At 71.7% G+C, this 15,519-nt stretch carries 13 protein-coding genes; 5 read left to right on the forward strand and 8 right to left on the reverse strand.

From position 1 onward, the window contains the following. The first annotated feature begins 3 nt into the window (after positions 1 to 3). Complete coding sequence (locus AC3AOF_RS10855) at positions 4 to 858, forward strand: PCC domain-containing protein (RefSeq protein ID WP_488348524.1); 855 nt, start codon at positions 4 to 6, stop codon at positions 856 to 858. Here AC3AOF_RS10855 and AC3AOF_RS10860 read toward each other — a convergent pair. Together AC3AOF_RS10860 and AC3AOF_RS10865 are read right to left on the reverse strand one after the other, a co-directional pair. Further along, a complete protein-coding gene (locus AC3AOF_RS10860) occupies positions 845 to 1,396 on the reverse strand; it encodes a GNAT family N-acetyltransferase (protein ID WP_488348525.1) in 552 nt (183 codons plus the stop codon). The genes AC3AOF_RS10855 and AC3AOF_RS10860 overlap by 14 nt on opposite strands. Before the next feature lie 155 nt (positions 1,397 to 1,551). Then, the gene (locus AC3AOF_RS10865) at positions 1,552 to 2,664 is read right to left on the reverse strand and encodes a PA0069 family radical SAM protein (protein ID WP_488348526.1); all 1,113 of its coding nucleotides are present in this window, start codon (positions 2,662 to 2,664) and stop codon (positions 1,552 to 1,554) included. Between the two features lie 118 nt (positions 2,665 to 2,782). Here AC3AOF_RS10865 and AC3AOF_RS10870 point away from each other — a divergent pair, with 118 nt between their 5' ends. After that, the gene (locus tag AC3AOF_RS10870; protein WP_488348527.1) at positions 2,783 to 3,298 is read left to right on the forward strand and encodes a hypothetical protein; all 516 of its coding nucleotides are present in this window, start codon (positions 2,783 to 2,785) and stop codon (positions 3,296 to 3,298) included. 61 nt (positions 3,299 to 3,359) lie between these two features. On the opposite strand, the gene moaB is transcribed toward AC3AOF_RS10870, so the two are convergent. From moaB to AC3AOF_RS10885, 3 genes are all read right to left on the reverse strand, one after another. Next, entirely contained in the window at positions 3,360 to 3,959 is a 600-nt protein-coding gene (gene moaB, locus AC3AOF_RS10875) for a molybdenum cofactor biosynthesis protein B (protein WP_236992326.1), read from the reverse strand. Beyond that, positions 3,959 to 4,870, reverse strand: coding sequence for a KPN_02809 family neutral zinc metallopeptidase (gene ypfJ / locus AC3AOF_RS10880; protein WP_236992327.1), 912 nt, complete (start codon positions 4,868 to 4,870; stop codon positions 3,959 to 3,961). The genes moaB and ypfJ overlap by 1 nt, the downstream gene beginning before the upstream one ends. Positions 4,871 to 4,987: 117 nt before the next feature. After that, entirely contained in the window at positions 4,988 to 5,932 is a 945-nt protein-coding gene (locus tag AC3AOF_RS10885) for a uracil-DNA glycosylase (protein ID WP_488348528.1), read from the reverse strand. 195 nt (positions 5,933 to 6,127) lie between these two features. Here AC3AOF_RS10885 and AC3AOF_RS10890 point away from each other — a divergent pair, with 195 nt between their 5' ends. Then, positions 6,128 to 7,792 (forward strand): electron transfer flavoprotein-ubiquinone oxidoreductase, encoded by a 1,665-nt coding sequence (locus tag AC3AOF_RS10890; protein ID WP_488348529.1) that lies wholly within the window; start codon positions 6,128 to 6,130, stop codon positions 7,790 to 7,792. Positions 7,793 to 8,027: 235 nt separating this feature from the next. On the opposite strand, the gene AC3AOF_RS10895 is transcribed toward AC3AOF_RS10890, so the two are convergent. Beyond that, positions 8,028 to 10,085: a methyl-accepting chemotaxis protein gene (locus AC3AOF_RS10895; protein ID WP_488348530.1), complete on the reverse strand. Its 2,058-nt coding sequence runs from the start codon at positions 10,083 to 10,085 to the stop codon at positions 8,028 to 8,030. Between the two features lie 252 nt (positions 10,086 to 10,337). Here AC3AOF_RS10895 and AC3AOF_RS10900 point away from each other — a divergent pair, with 252 nt between their 5' ends. Next, positions 10,338 to 12,203 carry a tetratricopeptide repeat protein gene (locus AC3AOF_RS10900; RefSeq protein WP_236992331.1) on the forward strand — a complete coding sequence of 622 codons (1,866 nt, stop codon included), beginning with the start codon at positions 10,338 to 10,340 and terminating at the stop codon, positions 12,201 to 12,203. An 88-nt stretch (positions 12,204 to 12,291) separates the two neighbouring features. Then, positions 12,292 to 13,179 carry a 4-(cytidine 5'-diphospho)-2-C-methyl-D-erythritol kinase gene (locus tag AC3AOF_RS10905; protein ID WP_488348531.1) on the forward strand — a complete coding sequence of 296 codons (888 nt, stop codon included), beginning with the start codon at positions 12,292 to 12,294 and terminating at the stop codon, positions 13,177 to 13,179. Between the two features lie 44 nt (positions 13,180 to 13,223). Here AC3AOF_RS10905 and tgt read toward each other — a convergent pair whose 3' ends face one another. Further along, positions 13,224 to 14,357, reverse strand: a complete 1,134-nt coding sequence (gene tgt / locus AC3AOF_RS10910; RefSeq protein WP_488348532.1) for a tRNA guanosine(34) transglycosylase Tgt — start codon at positions 14,355 to 14,357, stop codon at positions 13,224 to 13,226. After that, complete coding sequence (gene queA, locus AC3AOF_RS10915; RefSeq protein WP_488348533.1) at positions 14,354 to 15,439, reverse strand: tRNA preQ1(34) S-adenosylmethionine ribosyltransferase-isomerase QueA; 1,086 nt, start codon at positions 15,437 to 15,439, stop codon at positions 14,354 to 14,356. The genes tgt and queA overlap by 4 nt, the downstream gene beginning before the upstream one ends. Positions 15,440 to 15,519: the final 80 nt, after the last annotated feature.

Below are 15,519 nucleotides of genomic sequence, written 5' to 3' on the forward strand. Positions count from 1 at the left end.
AGGGTGAGCGCGACGCCGGCCTTCACCACCCTCGTCCAGCCCGGACCGGAGCGACCGGAGCGCTGGCTTGCCGCCACGGGTCCCCTCCTCCACCGGGCCTTCGATCTCACGCCGGGACGCACGCTGCTCGACGCCGTCGCCGGGCCGCTCGCCGGCATGCGGGGCGGCGTGGTGCATCTCACGGGCGGGAGCTTCTCGCCCTTCGCCTACGTGATGCCGGCCCTCTCCGCCGATCCGCGTTTCGCCGCCTATTACAGCGAGACCTACCGGCCGGCGGGCGAGACGCGGCTGGAGCGGGCGAGCGCCACCTTCGGCGAGCGCGACGGTGCGCCCTTCCTGCACGTCCACGGCACCTGGATCGAGCCCGACGGACGCCGCCGGGCCGGCCACCTGCTGCCGGCGGAGGTGGTGGTGGCGCGACCCGTCCGGGCCGAGGCCTGGGGTACGGCGGGCGCAGCCTGGCGGGTCGAGCCGGATGCCGAGACCAACTTCTCGCTGTTCACCCCGGCGCCCCTGGCTTCCGGCGGGACGGGCTGCCTGCTGCTCAAGATCCAGCCGAACGAGGAGATTCACGCGGCGATCGAGGCGGCGGCCCGGGCGCATCGCCTGACGGCGGCACGGGTCCGCGGCATCGGCAGCATCGTGCGGCCGGCCTTCGCCGACGGGCGGGTGATCCCGACGATCGCCAGCGAGGTGCTGATCCGCGACGGCGCCGTGCGGCCGGGGCCGGAGGGCGGCCTGGTCGCGCATCTCGACATCGCGGTGGTGGATGTGGCGGGTGACATCCACGAGGGTGTCTTGAAGCGAGGCACCAACCCCGCCTGCATCACCGTCGAGCTCACCCTCACGCCGGAGTGAGGCTCTCACGCTCGACGCCGTAGACGTGCACGAGTTCGTCGCGGCCCCGCGCCGGGGCGTGGATCACCTCCTCGCGCCGGAAGACCAGGCCGCAGGCCCGCATCACCGCGAACGAACCCGCATTCTCCGGCTGGGCACTGGCCTCGATCCGGTCGACGTCGAGCCACGCGGCGGCGACCGGGAGCAGGGCCGTCGCCGCCTCGCGCAGGTAGCCCCGGCGCTGATGCGCCTCGCCGAGCCAGTACCCGAAGGTGGCGGTTTTCGGATCCTCGCGGGTCCGGTGCAGCATGATCCAGCCGAGGAATTCGCCGGTGTCGCGGGCGGTCACCGCGAGGGAGAGCCCCTGTCCCGCCTCGGCCAGGGAGCGCGCCAGGGCGATCCGCTCCCGCGCCATCGCGACGGTGAAGGGGAGCGGCCAGAAGGCGAGCCACCGGCTCACCGCCGGGGTCATCAGGGCGCTGGTCGCCTCCGCGTCCTCGGGGGCGACGAGGCGCAGATGGAGGCGGGGGGTGTCGAGGGTGGGAGGAGCGCCGGTCATCGCGGCAGCGTAGCAGGGATTTCCCTTGGGGAAATGGGTGGCGCTGCACTGCGTGGCGGATGAGCGGCCCGGCGGCAGGAAGGGGGCGGGAACCCTCCTCTCCCCGCGGGCGGAGAGAGGGGAAACCCACGCCCCGTCCGCGACGGTCTCGCCGCTCAGAACAAGCTGTACTGCCCACCCTTCTGCAGCGGCCCCCTGAACAGATCCGTCCGCAACCGCACCCGCTCCGCCGGATACCCGAGCCGGGTCATCGCCACCCGCATGCGCTGGTCGAGCAGGTCCGCGTAAGGTCCGGTCCCGGTAAACCGCCGGCCATACGTCGCATCGTAGACCTTGCCGCCGCGGCTCTGCGCGAGGAGCGAGAAGGTCCGCCCGGCCCGATCGGGAAAATGCTCGGCAAACCAGTCGCGCATCAGGTCGGCGAGTTCGTGCGGCAGGCGGAGCAGCACGCCGCCGGCCTCAGCGGCCCCCGCCTCGCGGGCCCGGGTCAGAACGGCCTCGATCTCGTGGTCGTTGAGGCCGGGGATCAGCGGCGCCACCAGCACCATCACGGGCACGCCTGCCGCGGCGAGCGCCCGGATCGCCGCCAGGCGCTTCTCGGGTCGCGGGGCACGCGGCTCCATCCGGCGGGCGAGGTCGGGATCGAGGGTCGTGACCGAGAGGGCCACCTTCACCAGCCCTTGCGCCGCCATCGGCGCCAGGATGTCGAGGTCGCGCAGCACGAGGTCGGACTTGGTGACGAGGCCGACCGGATGGCGGAAGCGGGCCAGCACCTCGAGCACGCCGCGGGTCAGGCGGTAGCGCCGCTCGATCGGCTGGTAGGGATCGGTGGCGGTGCCGAGCGCGATGGTGCGGGGCGCGTAGCCCCGGGCCGAGAGTTCCCGTTCGAGCAGGGCCGCCGCGTCGGGCTTGGCGAACAGCTTGGTCTCGAAGTCGAGCCCCGGCGAGAGCCCTGCATAGGCGTGGTTCGGCCGGGCGAAGCAGTAGAAGCAGCCATGCTCGCAGCCGCGATACGGATTGATCGAGCGGTCGAAGCCGATATCGGGCGACGTGTTGCGGGTGATGATGCTGCGTGCCCGTTCCAGCGTCACCTCGGTGCGCAGAGGCGGCAGCTCGTCCTCGATCTCCCAGCCGTCGGCGAAGGCCTCGCGGGCGGCGGGCTCGAACCGGCCGGTCGGGTTGGCGGTGGCGCCGCGCCCGCGGCGGCTCTCCGCCGCCGGGGTCGACCCGGCGAGGCGGCGCGCCGCCCGCCCGCATCCCGATTCCATTCCGACCTCCCGCACACGCACGGCCGTGGTTAGAACAAAACAGGAACGATCACAAGGGAGAATAAATTGCCAACGATCGAGGCAGGACGCGCCGCCTCCTATCCGCTATGGCGCCATCATGTTCACGGCTGCCATCCATCTCCCCGGCGCGATCGATCCGGAGCGCATCGACGCCCTCGCCGACACCCTGGCGGCCCTCGTGGCCGGCGTCGCGGCGGGCGTGGTGGGCGATGCGGTGATCGCAGCCGAGCATCCGGACGATCCGGAGGTCGCCACCATGGCCGAGAGCACCGGCGCGGCCCTGGTGGCGCGGGGGCCGAGCCCCTGGGTGGCGGCGGCCGGATTGGCGCGCCGTCCCTGGATGCTGTGCCTGGAGGCCGGCGACGTGCCGGCGGAGGGCTGGATTCGGGTGCTCGACCGGTTCGGCGCCACGGTGCAAGCGGAGGCGGTCGGCCGCCTGCGCCGCCCGCACGCCGCCCTGTTCGAGCGGATCGCCGGACGGCGCGAGTCGCTGACGGGCACCCGGCAGGTGCGGGCCGGCGACCTCGTGCGGGTGCAGGCCCTGCGGGCGGGTCTGCCGCTCAAGGTCCGCCTGCCGGTCAGGCCCCTGCGGGGGTCGCTGCTGCGGAGCTAGAGTATCGCCCGATCGCGTTGCGATCGGACGCTACTCTAGATCTTTGATTGTGACGCATTGTCTAAGACGAACCGGTACCCACTTCGTCGGAAAATGCTTTCGCAGCGCCCCGCTTCAGGTGCTCGTCGAGGCGCGGCATGATCTCGACGAAGTTGCACGGCCGGTGCCGGTAATCGAGCTGGGCCGCCAGGATGCCGTCCCAGGCGTCCTTGCAAGCGCCGGGCGAGCCCGGCAGCACGAACACGTAGGTGGCGTTCACGACTCCGGCCGTGGCCCGCGACTGCAGCGTCGAGGTGCCGATCTTGTCGTAGGAGATGCGGTGGAAGACGGCGGAGAACCCGTCCATCCGCTTCTCGAACAGGGGCTCCAGCGCCTCCGGCGTCACGTCGCGGCCGGTGAAGCCGGTGCCGCCGGTGGTGATGACCACGTCCACGCCCGGATCGGCGGCCCAGGCCTTCACCTGGGTGCGGATCGCTTCGACCTCGTCCGGCACGATCGCCCGGGCGGCGAGGCGGTGCCCCGCCGCCGTCATGCGCTCGGCAAGCGTGTCGCCCGAGCGGTCGTCGGCCGGCGTGCGGGTATCCGAGACGGTGAGCACCGCGATCGACAACGGCACGAAGTCCCGGGCTTGGTCGAGGCGGCCTTGGTCAAGATCTGGCATCAGAGTTGCGAGGCCCGGAAGGTGTCGCAGGACTGGGTCTGGCCGCTGCGGTAGCCGGTCTGGAACCAGCGCATGCGCTGGGCCGAGGAGCCGTGGGTGAAGGAATCCGGCACCACGTAGCCCTGGCTCTGCTTCTGGAGCTTGTCGTCGCCGATGGCGCTCGCCGCCTGCATCGCCTCCTCGATGTCGCCGGGCTCGAGCGAGTTGAAGCGGTCGTTCGAGTTCTTGGCCCAGACGCCGGCGAGGCAATCGGCCATCAGCTCGACGCGGACCGAGAGGGCGTTCGACTCGCGCTCGCCGACCTGCTGCTGCTTCTGCTGCACCTTGGGCAGGATGCCGAGCACGTCCTGGACGTGGTGGCCGACCTCGTGGGCGATCACATAGGCATAGGCGAAATCGCCCTTCACGTGGAACTTCTGCTCCATCTCCTTGAAGAAGGTGGTGTCGAGATAGACCTTCTTGTCGAGCGGGCAGTAGAACGGGCCCATGGCCGCCCGGGCCTGGCCGCAGCCGCTGCGGGTGCCGCCGGTATAGAGCACCATCGTGGTCGGGGTGTATTGGCGCCCGGTCTGGTTCGGCAGAACCGTCTTCCACACGTCCTCGGTGTTGCCGAGGATCGCGGCGGCGAACTTGCCGGACTGGTCGGTGGGGGCGCCGGTGCGCCGGTCGGGCTGCTGGCCCTGCTGCTGACCTTGTTCCTGGGGCGCGCGTGGGCGCGTCATCTGCTCGGCGCCGCCGATCAGGATCGCCGGGTTGATGCCGGTGACCCAGCCGATGATGCACAGGATGACGATGGTGCCGATGCCGAGCCCCCCGGCGCCGCCGCCCGGGAAACCGAATCCGCCGCCACCGCCGCCCTCGCCGCGGCGGTCTTCGACGTTGTCGGAGGAGCGAAAATCTTCCCAGCGCATGGTCTGCTACCCGTCGGCCCGTGAACCTTGGCCGCGACGGCTACGCGGCGCAGGCGAAAGGCTCAAGAGTAATCGACGGGAGCCGGCACGGTTCCGCTTCGCCGCACATGGCGGCGATCACGGCGCGCCCTCGTCGAGGGCCGCCCGCAGAGCCCGGAAGTCGCGCCAGGCAAGACGCTTCTGCAGCGGCTGGCGCAGCAGGTAGGCCGGGTGCAGGGTGGCGAGCAGCCGGATCTCGCGCTTGTCGGTCCGGTAGGGGAACCACCGCCCTCGCGACTTCAGGATGCCGTCCTTGGTCCCGGCGAGCGCCTGGGTGGCGACGCCGCCGAGGCAGACCAGGATGTCGGGATCGGCCAGCGCGATCTGCCGCTCGATGAACGGCTTGCAGGTCGCGAGTTCCTGCGGGGTCGGGTTGCGGTTGCCCGGCGGGCGCCAGGGCACGACGTTGCCGACATAGGCGTTGGTCCGGTCGAGCCCGATCGCCGCCATCATCCGGTCGAGGAGCTGGCCCGAGCGACCCATGAACGGCTTGCCGATCCGGTCCTCGTCCGCCCCCGGCGCCTCGCCGACGAACATCACCCGCGCCTGCGGGTTGCCGTCGGCGAAGACGAGGTTCTTGGCGGTGAAGCGGAGCGCGCAGCTCTCGAACCGGCCAAGCAGGCCTTCCAGCTCTTCCAGGCTCGCGGCGGTGGCGGCGAGTTCGCGGGCGTCGCCCGCCGCCTCGCCGGGAGCGGCGGCGGCGGAACGGCCGTAGGTGCTGGCGGCCTCCGCCCGCGGCGCCTCGCGCACCGCCTCCCTGCGGGGAAGCTCCCGGCGAGGAACCTCTTGTCCGGGAGCTTCTTGCCTATCAGGCGCCGCCCGGCTGAGCTCGTCATTCGCGGACGGAAGCGGCCGAGACGGCGCCTCGGACGCTGTAGCCTCCGCCCGGACGGCGCGACGCGGCGCTTCCGGCTCGGCGAAGCGGTCGTGCGGCGTCTCGTCCAGCGCGGCATCGACGCCCGCCGCGACGTGGAAGTCGAGGAAGGAGAGCAGGTCGCGGCTGTCGGGAGCGTCGGGCGTCATCAGTGTGATGTGGCGTGCTGCACGGCTGTGGACAACAGGTGCGACAGGGCGCGCACAGGCATTCTCGCGGGCGCGGCCCAGGCGCGGGCGCTTGCACCCAGGGACACGCCGTCGCACGGTCCGGCCATTGGGACCGCTTGAGGCGGCCCGAGATCGTTTATATGTGAACTATCCAGAGACCAGGGGAGGATCAGGATGGAGCTGCCGGAACGCGAGGCGATGGACTTCGACGTGGTGATCGTCGGAGCGGGCCCGGCCGGGCTGGCTGCCGCCATCCAGCTGAAGCAACTCGCCAGTGAGGCCGGCACCGAGGTGTCGGTGGTGGTGGTCGAGAAGGGCAGCGAGGTCGGCGCCCATATCCTGTCCGGTGCGGTCATCGACCCGAGCGGGCTCGACTCCCTGGTCCCCGGCTGGCGCGAGGACCCGGACCGCCCCCTCAAGACCGAGGTGGTGAAGGACGAGTTCATGTTCCTCGGGCCGGCGGGCGGCGTCTCGCTGCCGAACATCGCCTTCCCGAAGCTGATGAGCAACCACGGCAACTTCGTCGGCTCGCTCTCGAACGTGACCAAGTATCTCGGCCGCAAGGCGGAGGAACTCGGTGTCGAGATCTATCCGGGCTTCCCGGCCGCCGAGATCCTGTACGACGACGCGGGAGCCGTCGTCGGCATCGCCACCGGCGACCTCGGCATCGCCCGCTCGGGCGAGGCGCGGGACGACTTCACCCGCGGCATGGAGCTGCGCGCCAAGTACACGGTGTTCGGCGAGGGCGCCCGCGGCTCGCTGACCAAGAAGCTGATCGACCGCTATCGCCTCAACCAGCATTCCGACCACCAGAAATATGGTCTCGGCGTCAAGGAACTGTGGCAGGTCAAGCCGGAGAAGTTCCGGCCCGGGCTGGTGCAGCACTCGATGGGCTGGCCGCTGCCGAACAAGGCCGGCGGCGGCTCCTGGCTCTACCATTTCGACGACCACCTGGTGTCGGTCGGATTCGTCACGCACCTGAACTACGAGAACCCGACCCTGTCGCCGTTCGAGGAGTTCCAGCGCTTCAAGACCCACCCGATGATCCGGGACGTGTTCGAGGGCGCCAAGCGCATCGGCTACGGCGCGCGCGCGATCATGGAGGGCGGCTGGCAATCGGTGCCGAAGCTCGTCTTCCCGGGCGGCTGCCTCGTCGGCGACTCGGCCGGCTTCGTCAACGTGCCGCGCATCAAGGGCTCGCACAACGCGGTGCTGTCGGGCATGCAGGCCGCGGGCGCGATCCACGAGGCGCTCGCCGCCGGCCGGGCCCAGGACGAGCTGACCTCCTACGAGGAGGGCTGGCGGTCGAGCCCGATCGGCCACGACCTGAAGCGGGTGCGCAACGTCAAGCCGCTGTGGTCGAAGTACGGCACGGTCGTGGGCGTGGGACTGGGGGGCCTCGACATGTGGCTCAACGAGCTCGCCGGCCTGTCGCTGTTCGGTACGCTCAGCCACGGCAAGCCGGATTACGCCTGCACCAAGCCGCTCAAGGACGTGAAGCCGATCAAGTACCCGAGGCCGGACGGGGTTCTGACCTTCGACCGTCTCTCGTCGGTCTACCTGTCGAACACCAACCACGAGGAGGACCAGCCGGTCCACCTCCAGGTCAAGGACATGGGCCTGCAGAAATCCTCCGAGCACGACGTGTTCGGTGGGCCGTCGGGCCGCTACTGCCCGGCCGGCGTCTACGAGTGGGTCGAGGAGGGCGGAGCGCCGCGCTACCAGATCAACGCGCAGAACTGCGTCCACTGCAAGACCTGCGACATCAAGGACCCGAACCAGAACATCAACTGGGTGACCCCGGAAGGTCCGGGCGGTCCGAACTACGTGAATATGTGAGAAAAAGGGTGGGTTATCTTCGCGAGCCCACCCCGTTTTTACCTCACAGGGTCATTCCGGGGCCGCGCAGCGGAGCCCGGAATCCAGAACCGCGGATGGCTCAGAATGAAGCGGCGATCGGCCCGCCGTTTTCGGAAAGACCTGCGGTTCTGGAGCCCGGGCTCCGCTTTCGCGGCCCCGGGATGACGCGGAGGGTGTGACAAACCGGGTCGCGAACGACGTCCGCGACCCTTCCTCACGCCGCCCGGACCGTCGCGAGGAACCGCCCCACCTCCCCGCGCAGGTGCTCGGACTGGCGCGACAATTCACTCGCCGCCGACAGGACCTGGCTCGCCGCGGCGCCCGTCTCGTCGGCCGCCCCTGCGACCTGGGCGACGCTGCCCGTGACTTCGCCGGTGCCCTTGGCGGCCTCCGAGACGTTGCGGACGATCTCCTGGGTCGCCGCACCCTGTTCCTCCACCGCCGCCGCGATGGCAGTGCTGGCTGAGCTGATGTCACCGATCTGCCCGGCGATGCCGCCGATCGCCGCGACCGCCTGCTCGGTCGAGCCCTGGATACGGGCGATCTGGTCGGCGATCTCCGCGGTCGCGCGGGCGGTCTGGCCGGCGAGTTCCTTGACCTCCGCCGCCACCACCGCGAAGCCCCGTCCCGCCGCGCCGGCCCGCGCCGCCTCGATCGTGGCGTTGAGCGCCAGCAGGTTGGTCTGATCGGCGATGGTCGAGATCAGCCCGAGCACGTCGCCGATCCGCGCCGCGCCCTGGCGCAGCTCGTGGACGAGGTCGGCGGTCGCAGCCGCCGCCGCCGCGGCGCTCCGGGCCATCTCGGCCGAGGCGCCGATCCGGCAGCCGATCTCGTTCACCGATGTGCCGAGCTGCCCGGCCGCCGCCGCGACCGTCGCGACGTTCGAGGAGGCCTCCTCGGCAGCGGCGGCGACCTGGGTGCTCTGGTCGGCCGTGCGCCCGGCGATCTCGCTCATGCCGCGGGCGGTGGCCTCCATCTCGGCGGCCGCGGCGGTCACCGCCGAGAGGACGCCGCCGACCGAGCCCTCGAACCGGTCGGCGAGGTCGCGCAGGGCCGCGCGGCGCTGTGCCTCGGCACCGAGGCGGGCGATTGCCGCCTCCTCTTCCACGGCGGCGGCGCGGGCGAGGCCGTCGCGCAGGCGCACCATCGCGGTTGCCATCGCGCCGATCTCGCTGCGGGGCGAGGCTGCCGGCACCGTGACCGCGAGGTCGCCGGCGGTGAGGCGGCGCATGGCTTCGATCATCCGGGCGAGCGGCCCGGTCACGCCGCGCACCAGCAGGAGCGCACCGCCGCCGACCGCCGCGCAGGCCCCGGCGAGGATCGCGAGCGACGCCAGCAACCAGGTCTCGCTCGACCGGCTCTCCGCCGCCACGATCGCGCCGAGCGAGGCGGTGGCCGCTTCCCGCGCCTGGGCGATGCCGGCGACGACGTCGCTGGCTCGGGCGAACCACTCCTCGGCCGTCATCGGATAGGGCTCGCGCGCGGCGCCGGCCCGCAGCACCGCCGCCCGGGTCGCCTCGAACGCCTCGACCCGGCGGGAGGCCGCCGCCAGCGCGTCCCGGAACTCCGGCGAGAGGGCGGGCGCGGAGGCGCGGGCCTGGGCCAGCGCCGCGTCGACGCGCCCGGCCAGGGCCGCCAGGGCACGGACCTGGTCCACCGCCAGCACCTGGCGCCCGGCGATCGCCGCGTTGAGCCGCCCGCGCTCGCGCCCGGCGAACTCGCTCGCATCCCACAGCGCTCGCTTGATGTCGAGGCCGTGATGCAACGTGCCCGGCAGCGAGCCGGCGATGCCGGCCCGCACCGCGTCGAACAGGGCCTGCTCGCGGGCGATCACGCCGGTCGCGGCCGGGAACCAGGACGCCGCGAGGTCGGAATCGGGCGAGCCGGCCAGCACGCGGTCGACCCGCCGGCGCAGGGAGGCGAGGTCGCGGCGCGCCTCGTCGAGGGCGGCCACGGCCTTCGACACCGCATCGTCCTGGCGGAGATCATGCAGGGCGGCCGAGAGCCTGCGGTCCCCCTCCTCGCGCAAGCTTGATAGCGCCGGACGTTCCGCCTCCGCCGGCGGCTTGGCGAGCCAGCCGTTGGTCAGCCCGCGCTCGGCCGCCAGCGAAGCCGAGGCGGCGGCGAGCCCGTCAGTCACCCGGTTGGCCTCCGCCGCACGTCGCATGATGTCGGCCCGGTTCCACGCCTCGATCACCTGCAAGGCAGTCAGCCCAAGAAAGAGGCAGCCGATCAGGCCCAGGATGAGGAAAATTTGTCTACGCAGCGACATATCCGGAAACTCGGCCGAATGACTTGACCCATCCCCTCTTCCTATCGCGATGATTGCTTAACATTGGTCTTACAACCGGCGCTCCGAACGGCATTACGGGCAGTTGCAGCCATCCCGCCGCCGCCGCGCGCGCCGGCCCCCGACACATCGCCGCCGCCGTTTGGTCTTGCCGCTGCCCCGCGCAGGGTCCAATGTCGCGCCGATTTCGCGTGCCGGCTCCGCGGCCGGCGCGATCACGGAGCCACGAGTTTGGTGCTCAAGACCCGAATCCCTGCCCCCCGCCGCGGATCGGCGCGCGCCGCGCTGGCCCTGTTCCTCGCCGCCTCGACGGCGCCGGCCCTCGCGGCGCGGCTGCCGGCGCGGGAGATCGCTGCCCCGCAGGCCTACGAGCCGGCGGATTCGCTGGAAGGCAACTTCCTCGCCGCCTACATCGCCGGCGCCTCCCGCGACACGGCCGCCGCCGCCACCTATTACCGCGAGGCGGTGAAGGGCGACCCCCGCAACGCCGAACTCCTCGAACGCTCCTTCGTGGCCCTGCTCGCCGACGGTTCCCTGCCGGAGGCGTTCCGCGCCGCCGAGCGGCTGACGGCGCGGGACGGGGCCAACGGCCTCGCCCAGCTCGCGCTCGGCGTGCAGAAGATCAAGGCCAAGCAATTCGCCGCGGCGCGCCAGAACCTCCAGCGCGGCGGCAAGGGCGCCGCCGCCGACCTGACCTCGACGCTTCTGACCGCATGGTCCTATGCCGGGGCCGGCGAAGGCAAGAAGGCGCAGGAGACCATCAACAAGCTCAAGGGCGAGCGCTACTACAACGTCTTTCGCGACTACCACGCGGGCCTGATCGCCGCGCTCGTCGGCGACAAGGTCGAGGCGGAGCGCCGCCTGAAATCGGCCTACGACGCCGACCGCAACACGCTTCGCATCGTCGACGCCTATGGCCGCTTCGAGGCGGATTCCGGCCGGCCCGACCTCGCGGTGGCGGCCTACCAGGAATTCGACAACGTCCTGCCGCGCCACCCGATCGTGCGCGACGCCCTCGACAAGCTGAAGGCCGGCAAGCCGCTCACCCCGCTCATCACCTCGGCCCAGGAAGGCGCCGCGGAGGTGCTCTACGGCCTCGGCTCGGCCGGGACCTCGCAGGGCGACGAGTTGCCGGCGGTGGTGTACCTGCGCCTCGCGCTCTACCTCGCCCCCGAGCATTCGCTCGCGCTGCTGACGCTGGCCGACACGCTGGAGCGGATGAAGGCGCCCGACCGGGCGAACGAGGTCTTCGCCCGCATGCCGGCGAGTTCGCCGCTCAAGCTCAACGCCGACATCCAGATCGGCCTCAACCTCGAGCAGATGGGCAAGGGAGAGGAAGCCCTCACCCATCTCGACCAGGTCGCCAAGACCTATCCCAACGACATCGACGTGATCTCGGCGCTCGGCAACGTCCAGCGCTCGCGCAAGAAATACGCCGAGTCGGCCCAGACCTACACCAAGGCGATCGACCTGATCGGCGACCAGCCGGCGCGCAACTACTGGACCCTGTACTACTTCCGCGGCACGTCCTACGAGCGCGCCAAGGAATGGCCGAAGGCCGAGGCCGACCTGAAGAAGGCGCTGGAGCTGGTGCCGGCGACGCAGCCCAACGGCCGCGCCCAGGTGCTGAACTACCTGGCCTATTCCTGGGTCGACCAGAACATGAACATCGACGAGGCCTTCCGCATGCTGAAGCAGGCGGTCGACCTCCAGCCGCGCGACGGCATGATCATCGACAGCCTCGGCTGGGCCTATTACCGCCTCGGCCGCTGGGACGATGCGGTGCGCGAGCTGGAGAAGGCGATCGAGCTGAAGCCCGGCGACCCGACCATCAACGACCACCTCGGCGACGCCTATTGGCGCTCCGGCCGGCGGCTCGAGGGCAAGTTCCAGTGGCAGCACGCCAAGGACCTGAACCCCGAGCCTGAGGACCTGGCGAAGATCGAGGCCAAGCTGAAGGACGGGCTGCCGGAGCTGGAAAAGCCCGCCGCCACCGCCGAGACCCAGCCCGCCCCGGCGCCGCAGCCCGAGATGCCGAAGGGCGCTCCGGCCCCGACCGAGCCGCCGGCGATGGGCACGGAGACGAAGAGCGGGGGCTGACGCTCCCTCCCCTTCGACCATCGAGATGAGAGTGTGGGCGCGGTGCCGAAGGGCGCCGCGCCCTCTGCCCGTTCAGAGAGACGTCCCCGTGCCTTCCCTCGCCACCCGCGCGCCCGCCAAGATCAACCTGACCCTACACGTGCTCGGCCGGCGCCCCGGCGACGGCTACCATGCCCTGGAGAGCCTGGTGGTCTTCGCCGGCTCGTCCGCGAGCGACCTCCTCACCCTGGAGCCGGGACCGGCGCTCGATCTCACTGTCACCGGCCCGACCGCCGGTCCCGCCGGCCCGACCGACGACAACCTGGTGATGCGGGCGGCCCGCCACCTCGCCGCCGGGATCCCGGACTTGAAGGTCGGACGGTTTCACCTGCTGAAGCGCCTGCCGGTGGCGGCGGGGATCGGCGGCGGCTCGTCGGATGCAGCCGCCGCCCTGCGCCTCCTCGGGCGCCTCAACGGCTTGGGGCCCGATCACCCGGCCCTGATGGCTGCGGCGCGGCGCACCGGTGCCGACGTACCGGTCTGCCTCGATCCGCGGGCCCGGATGATGCGCGGTGCCGGCGAGGCGGTCGGCCCGGCGCTGGCCCTGGCGGCCCTGCCGGCAGTGCTGATCAATCCCGGCGTGCCGGTCGAGACGGCGCCGGTCTTCCGCGCGCTCGGGCTCAAGGTCGGCGAGGCGCATCCGCTCGCCGGGGAGCCCCATCCGGCGATCGACGGTGCGCACGGTCTCGACGCGCTGATCGCCCGCATCCTGCCGGCCCGCAACGACCTGGAGGCTCCCGCCCTCACGGTCGCGCCGGTGATCGGCGACACGCTCGCGGCCCTGCGCGACCAGCCGGGTTGCCGGCTCGCCCGGATGTCGGGCTCCGGCGCCACGGTGTTCGGGCTGTTCGGCCACCGCTCGGCGGCGATGGCGGCCGCTCGGGCGATCGCGGCGGCGCAACCGAGCTGGTGGGTGCGGGCGACGCTGCTGCGCTAGAGCCGCGCCGCCCTCCCCATCTCGGGTTCGACCGGCCCGGGCGCTCACCCCGCCCGGTCGCGCTCCGCCTTCTGCCAGCCCTCGCGGGTCTCGCCGATGAAGTCCTGGAGCCGCCCCTCGGCGATGGCCCGGCGCAGGCCCGCCATCAGATCCTGGTAGTAGGACAGGTTGTTCCAGGTCAGCAGCATCATGCCCAGGATCTCGCCGGCACGGACGAGGTGGTGCAGGTAGGCCTTGCTGTACTGGTTCGCCGCCGGGCAGGTCGATTCCGGGTCGAGGGGGGAATTGTCCTCGGCGAATCGCGCGTTGCGCAGGTTGAGGCGGCCGTGGCGGGTATAGACCATGCCGTGGCGGCCGGCCCGGGTCGGCATCACGCAATCGAACATGTCGATGCCGCGGCTCACCGCCTGGACGATGTCGTCCGGCGTGCCGACGCCCATCAGGTAGCGGGGCTTATGGATCGGCAGGTGCGGCTCGACGGTCTCGATCATGGCGAGCATCGTCGCCTGCGGCTCGCCGACCGCCAGCCCGCCGACGGCATAGCCCTTGAGGTCGAGATCGACCAGGGCCTTGGCGCTCTCGATGCGCAGGGCGGGGATGTCGCCGCCCTGGACGATGCCGAACATCGCCTTGCCGGGCTGGTCGCCGAAGGCGATGCGGCAGCGCTCGGCCCAGCGCAGGGACAGGCGCATCGCGCTCTCGATCGCCGATTCCGGCGCCGGCAGGCGCACGCATTCGTCGAGCTGCATCTGGATGTCGGAGCCGAGCAGGCCCTGGATCTCGATCGAGCGCTCGGGGCTGAGCAGGTGCGTCGAGCCGTCGAGATGCGACTGGAACCGCACCCCGGTCTCGTCGAGCTTGCGCAGGCCCGCCAGCGACATGACCTGGAAGCCGCCGGAATCGGTCAGGATCGGGTAGGGCCACTGCATCATGGCGTGCAGGCCGCCCAACCGCGCCACCCGCTCCGCGCCGGGGCGCAGCATCAGATGGTAGGTGTTGCCCAGCACCACGTCGGCGCCGAGCGCCTTCACCTGCTCGGGATACATCGCCTTGACGGTGCCGGCGGTGCCGACCGGCATGAAGGCCGGGGTGCGGATGACGCCCCGCGGCATCCGGATCTCGCCGGTGCGGGCCGGCCCGTCGGTCGCGGCGACGGTGAAGGTGAACTGGTCGGTCATCGCGTCTCCGCCCGGAAGAGCAGGCTGCTATCGCCGTAGGAATAGAACCGGTAGCCGCGTTCGATCGCGGCGGCGTAGGCCGCCCGCATCGGTTCGAGCCCGGCAAAGGCCGAGACCAGCATGAACAGCGTCGAGCGCGGCAGGTGGAAGTTGGTCATCAGGACGTCCGCCGCGCGGAAGCGGTAGCCGGGCGTAATGAAGATGTCGGTGGCGCCGGTCCAGGGCCGGATCGTCCCGTCCGGCTCGGCGGCGCTCTCCAGGAGCCGCAACGCCGTGGTGCCCACCGCCACGATGCGCCCGCCGGTTGCCCGCGCCCGGTTCAGGGCCTCGGCGGCGTCTGGCGTGATCTCGCCGATCTCGGCATGCATCCGGTGCGCGTCGGTGTCGTCGGCCTTGACCGGCAGGAAGGTGCCGGCGCCGACATGCAGCGTCACCCGCACCTGCGCGAGGCCGGCCGCATTGCAGGCCGCCAGCAGGTCGGGGGTGAAGTGCAGGCCGGCGGTCGGCGCGGCCACCGCCCCGGGTTCGCGGGCGTAGACGGTCTGGTAATCGGCGGCGTCCTGCGCGTCGGTCGGGCGCTTGGCGGCGATGTAGGGGGGCAGCGGCAACTCGCCGAGCGCGGCCACCGCCTCGTCGAGGGCGGGTCCCGCGAGGTCGAAGGCGAAGGTGGTCTCGCCCCCCTCCCCGCGCTCGACGATGGTGGCGTCGAGGCGGGTCAGGGCGCAAGGGCCGCCCTCCCCGGCCCCGCCGAAGCTGACCCGGTCGCCGACCTTCAGGCGCTTGGCCGGCCGCGCGAAGGCGCGCCAGCGATCCGGCGCCTCCCGCAGGTGGAGCATCGCCTCGAGGCGCACCGTGGTGCCGTCCCGGTGGCGCAGGCCGCGCAGGCGCGCCGGGATCACCCTGGTGTCGTTGAACACCAGCACGTCGCCGGGCCGCAGCAGGCCGGGGAGATCGCGCACGATGCGGTCCTCCGGCCTTGAGCCGGGATGGAGCAGCATCAGCCGGGCACCGTCCCGCGGCACTGCGGGCCGGAGGGCGATGCACTCCTCCGGCAGGTCGAAATCGAACAGGTCCACGCGCATCCGGCCCTTCAGCCAGGATTCCGCCGCCGGATCAATGGGGCAGACGCACATCCCGCCGGAGGGCATGGCGCACCGGCCCC

It is taken from the genome of Methylobacterium sp. 142-1Y, from assembly GCF_057747795.1.

Excerpts from the sequence above, each read along its gene's own strand:
- moaB (WP_236992326.1), bottom strand. The coding sequence starts at position 3,959 with ATGCCAGATCTTGACCAAGGCCGCCTCGACCAAGCCCGGGACTTCGTG.
- tgt (WP_488348532.1), bottom strand. The coding sequence starts at position 14,357 with ATGACCGACCAGTTCACCTTCACCGTCGCCGCGACCGACGGGCCGGCC.
- AC3AOF_RS10870 (WP_488348527.1), top strand. The coding sequence starts at position 2,783 with ATGTTCACGGCTGCCATCCATCTCCCCGGCGCGATCGATCCGGAGCGC.
- AC3AOF_RS10865 (WP_488348526.1), bottom strand. The coding sequence starts at position 2,664 with ATGGAATCGGGATGCGGGCGGGCGGCGCGCCGCCTCGCCGGGTCGACC.
- AC3AOF_RS10885 (WP_488348528.1), bottom strand. The coding sequence starts at position 5,932 with ATGACGCCCGACGCTCCCGACAGCCGCGACCTGCTCTCCTTCCTCGAC.
- AC3AOF_RS10895 (WP_488348530.1), bottom strand. The coding sequence starts at position 10,085 with ATGTCGCTGCGTAGACAAATTTTCCTCATCCTGGGCCTGATCGGCTGC.
- ypfJ (WP_236992327.1), bottom strand. The coding sequence starts at position 4,870 with ATGCGCTGGGAAGATTTTCGCTCCTCCGACAACGTCGAAGACCGCCGC.
- AC3AOF_RS10890 (WP_488348529.1), top strand. The coding sequence starts at position 6,128 with ATGGAGCTGCCGGAACGCGAGGCGATGGACTTCGACGTGGTGATCGTC.
- AC3AOF_RS10860 (WP_488348525.1), bottom strand. The coding sequence starts at position 1,396 with ATGACCGGCGCTCCTCCCACCCTCGACACCCCCCGCCTCCATCTGCGC.
- queA (WP_488348533.1), bottom strand. The coding sequence starts at position 15,439 with ATGCGCGTGGACCTGTTCGATTTCGACCTGCCGGAGGAGTGCATCGCC.